1 protein-coding gene is annotated in these 3,876 nt (G+C 47.4%); it reads left to right on the top strand.

Translation table 11 applies throughout. The features are described 5' to 3' along the window. Window positions 1-3,876 (top strand): non-ribosomal peptide synthetase (locus A3756_RS15200; RefSeq protein WP_156490502.1); only part of this gene is annotated, 3,876 nt, incomplete at both ends.

Below are 3,876 nucleotides of genomic sequence, written 5' to 3'. Positions count from 1 at the left end.
ACATGTATGGCCCAACTGAAACCACCGTTTGGTCTAGCTGTGCNCAGATTACACAAACCCAAACACCGCCTGGATTGGGCTTACCTATCGCCAACACTCAGTTATATGTGCTGGATGAGCAGCTGCGCCCTGTCCCTAACGGCATCGCTGGCGAACTATACATCGGTGGTGACGGTTTGACCTTAGGCTATAACAATCGTGACGAATTAACCCGGAAGGTCTTTATTCCAAACCCCTTTGGAGACGGCCAACTCTATCGCACCGGTGATAAAGTACGCTACACCCACGACGGCACCCTTACGTATATGGGACGACTGGATCAGCAAGTCAAAGTACGCGGCTACCGAATAGAACTGGGTGAAATTGAGACGCTTATGCGCCAACACGACGCCATTGACGACTGCGCCTTAAGCGTACGAGAAGTCCGTGCCGGCGATACGCGGCTCATCGCTTATGTTGTATGGAAGAATAGCCCGATTAGTCTCAGTGAACTTCGTGAGCACCTGCGACAGCAATTGCCCCCTTACATGGTGCCGCAGCACCTTGAAGCACTCGGGGAGTTACCACGCACCCTTAACAACAAGCTTGATCGAAAGGCTTTAGAAAGCCTCCCTTTATCAGAATCAAGCTCGTTAGGCAAAGAAGAAGTACGGGCCGCTACTACAGCGACTGAACTTAAGTTACTGAGCATCTGGCAAGAAGTCATCAATAAACCCATATCTAACATCAATGAAAACTTCTTCGACCTAGGTGGGCATTCTTTGCTCATTGCACAAATCATCCACCGTGTTGAAATGGATATGTCGGTGCAATTGAAGTTCAGTGACCTCTACGAGTTTGCAGACATCGAGTCTTTAGCTAAAAAAATAGATCAATCGCAGCACACAGAACAATCAACCATAACAAAGCGTTCAGAGAATGAACCAGCCTTATTAACCCTTGCCCAACAAAGGCTTTGGTACCTGAATCAACTGGAAGGAAGCAGTACTGCCTATAACCTTCCCTCTGCATTCAGACTAAAAGGAAAACTCAATAAGCTTGCTTTAAATCAAGCTTTTCAAAACCTAATCAGTCGCCAAGAAGCGCTAAGCGCCGAAGTAATTGAAATTGATTCCCAGCCACATCAACGGCTTCGAAACATCAGTAATTTTGAACTAAGTGAAGTCTCTTTCGCAGATATAGATAAGCCAATTGAACGTGAGCTGGAACTCAAAAAACGCCTGACCGTTTTACAAAACCAGGTTTTCGATATCAATCACGATATTCTTTTTAAAGCAGAACTAATCATTCTTAGTGAAGAAGAGAGCATTTTGTTTTTTATGCCTCATCACATCATATTCGATGGTTGGTCTTTCGATTTATTTATACATGAGCTCAGTGAGAGTTATAACGCATACTGTTGCGGTATCAATGCTCAATTACCTGTACTCGATTACCAGTTTGCTGACTATGCGAATTGGTCACGACTCAACAGTTCACAAGAAGATGTAGAAAAGGATGTCAGCTATTGGGTAGAACACCTCCAAGGAGCTCCTAACCTTGATATGCCGCTTGATCGACCTCGTCCGGAAACTCAGGATATTCGCGGTGAGCAAGTTTCATTTGAGCTACCGAGTGACCTACTTTCCAGGCTTAACGGCTTAGCCCTAGAAAAAGACGTAACTTTATTTATGGTCATGATGGCCAGTTATTGTGCCTTGTTGGCAAAATATACCGACCAAGAAGACCTAGTCATTGCGACACCAATGGCTGACCGAACTAAGCCCGGCACTGAAGACCTGATTGGCTTTTTTGTTAACGCCTTAGTACTTCGCTTTAGACTGAGCCGAGAAATGCCATTCCTTGAGCTATTACAGCAGGTCAAGCAACAATGCCTAGAAGGTTTTGACCATATGAGAGCACCGTTCGAAAAGATCGTCGAACGCCTGAACCCTGAACGTGATATGAGTCGTGCTCCCATCTACCAAACCTCTATCACCTACCAAGACGTATCTAAACGCGAACAAGTCATGGGAAGTGGTGACCATACGATAAACATCAAGCAGTGTGAGATCCCTTCTCATGATTCACCACTCGACCTGAACATATGGTTTAAAAAACGCGGCGACTCACTCAGTGGAGCAATCGTCTATAGTACATCTCTCTTTACTGAAAAAACGATCCAAGGCTTTAGGGATCATTTTCTTACGATTCTCGGACAAATTGCACAAAACCCGATAACCAGGCTTTGCGATATAGAACTACTTAATCAAAGCTCAAGCAAGCAAGTGATGAGACAATGTATAGGACCTGCTCATGCTTGGCATGAAGAACAAGCCAAGGCCCCTCGCACTGTCGGTCACTACCTTCATCATCAAGCTCAACAATTTGCCGAAAGTGATGCCGTCATATTTGAGCAGGAAGTCTTAAGCTATCGTCAGCTTGATGAACTTAGCTCACAGTGGGCTCAGCTCCTATTAGAGGAACATGTATCCGTTGGGGATCGCGTAGGCTTGTGCCTGGACCGCTCTCAGCATATGCTCGCGGCCCTAATTGGCATATTGAAAGTCGGCGCCAGCTATGTCCCGCTTGACCCTGACTTCCCCGATGATCGTTTGGCGTACATGATTGAAGACTCGGGCTTACAACACCTAGTCACTCAAGAAGCGCATATCAAGCGCCTGCCTTCTGTTGCACACATACTCAATACCGACCTGATTTCTGAACGTCTATCACAGCAGAACACAGCTTGCCCAGATGTAACAATCCCTGAGGATACAGCTGCGTATATCATCTATACCTCCGGTTCTACCGGAAAGCCTAAAGGCGTTGTGGTACCCCATGCTTCCGTCATGAACTTCTTACACAGCATGGCAGAAAAGCCAGGGCTCGAGGCTGATGATACCCTGATGGCAGTAACAACTTTGTCTTTTGATATTGCCGTACTTGAACTCTACTTGCCACTATGGGTCGGCGCCAAAGTCATTATTGCCAAGAAACAGGATAGTAGTGATGGTCGACGTTTATTAAGCTTGCTGACAAAGCATCAGGCAAACTTCATGCAAGCAACACCCGCCACCTGGCGATTGCTGATCAGTAGTGGCTGGCAGGGTGAGCCTAGATTAAAAGCACTGTGCGGTGGCGAAGCATTGCCATTGGATTTAGCTGAAGAGCTACTTCAACGCTGTAGTGAGCTTTGGAACATGTATGGCCCAACTGAAACCACCGTTTGGTCTAGCTGTGCCCAGATTACACAAACCCAAACACCGCCTGGATTGGGCTTACCTATCGCCAACACTCAGTTATTTGTGCTGGATGAGCAGCTGCGTCCTGTCCCGAACGGCATCGCTGGCGAACTGTACATCGGTGGTGACGGTTTGACCTTAGGCTATAACAATCGTGACGAATTAACCCGGAAGGTCTTTATTCCAAACCCCTTTGGAGACGGCCAACTCTATCGCACCGGTGACAAAGTACGCTACACCCACGACGGCACCCTTATGTATATGGGACGACTGGATCAGCAAGTCAAAGTACGCGGCTACCGAATAGAACTGGGGGAAATTGAGACGCTTATGCGCCAACACGACGCCATTGACGACTGCGCCTTAAGCGTACGAGAAGTCCGTGCCGGCGATACGCGGCTCATCGCTTATGTTGTATGGAAGAATAGCCCGATTAGTCTCAGTGAACTTCGTGAGCACCTGCGACAGCAACTACCCCCTTACATGGTGCCACAGCACCTTGAAGCACTCGGGGAGTTACCACGCACCCTTAACAACAAGCTTGATCGAAAAGTCCTGCAAAGCTGGAACCTAACTCAAATGTCTGCCGGTGAATCGCGTCAAGGCCCCGAGACAAGCACAGAAAAGTGGTTAGCTCTCTGCTGGGGAGAAG

Source organism: Oleiphilus sp. HI0086, assembly GCF_001635225.1.
Note: the sequence above shows the minus strand (reverse complement) of the source record. Positions and strands in the feature narration are given on the sequence as shown.